The following is an 834-nucleotide window of genomic DNA, read 5'->3' on the forward strand; positions in this document are numbered from 1 at the left end:
GCTAAATATCGGGAGCTATCATCATTAACAGATGATGATCTCCTCAAAGAAATGAGAGGTGCAAAGGCATCGTATGCAGGCTTTTTTGCTGACGTTATTAGTAGAAACCCTCAATGTAGGGAAAAAGAAGGTCTGCTGCCTGAGGCGCTCAAAGAGGCGTTTACAAAAATTGAAGAATGGGTATCTCTATGATTGCCTTATCGGAAGCTCAGAAATCTGTTGTTTATGCGGCTATTGGTAATGCAATGCAGGTATTGGCATCAGCCGGTTCAGGGAAAACAAGAGTTCTCACAGAACGCGTGCGCTACATACTTGAGCAAACCAGAAAAGACTGTGTTATTGCCTTAACCTTTACCAATAAAGCCGCTGACGAGATGCGGCAGAGACTCGACGATACAGAAGATGTTGAAGATCGGGCATGGGTGTCCACTATACATGCAGTTGCTCAAAGGGTGCTTGAGCAGTATGGACATACGATCGGTTTACCCGATGAACTGCATATTTATGAGCGCGACCAGGACCGGATGGAGGTGTTTCTTCAGTCCCTGCGTGATCATGGCGTCGATATTGATGAGTATCTTCAGGTTGAGGATACAAAAGAGCGCCGTAACCGCGAGCGGATAATGCAACGCTATATGGATGTCTTCTCAACCATTAAACGAGAGCTGGTTACTACTGAGGATGAAGTTTCAAATCTCTATCCAAGCGATGCTGAAAGAATCTGGAGGATATACCAAGACTATCAGGCAGCATTGCTGGACAGTGGCGGTATAGATTTTGATGATATTTTAATCAGGGCATATGAGGTATTACAGTCTCAGGAATGGGTGGGTG

2 protein-coding genes are annotated in these 834 nt (G+C 45.1%); both read left to right on the forward strand.

The window, feature by feature from the left end; all coding sequences use genetic code 11:
• Window positions 1–192, forward strand: a 192-nt coding sequence (locus J7438_RS26220; protein WP_209278967.1) for a hypothetical protein, incomplete at its 5' end; no start/stop codon positions are given.
• A partial coding sequence (locus J7438_RS26225; protein WP_286196961.1) for a UvrD-helicase domain-containing protein occupies window positions 177–834 on the forward strand: 658 nt, incomplete at its 3' end. The genes J7438_RS26220 and J7438_RS26225, both read left to right, overlap by 16 nt.

Source organism: Thalassotalea sp. G20_0 (genome assembly GCF_017744175.1).
Taxonomy (GTDB): domain Bacteria; phylum Pseudomonadota; class Gammaproteobacteria; order Pseudomonadales; family Endozoicomonadaceae; genus Endozoicomonas.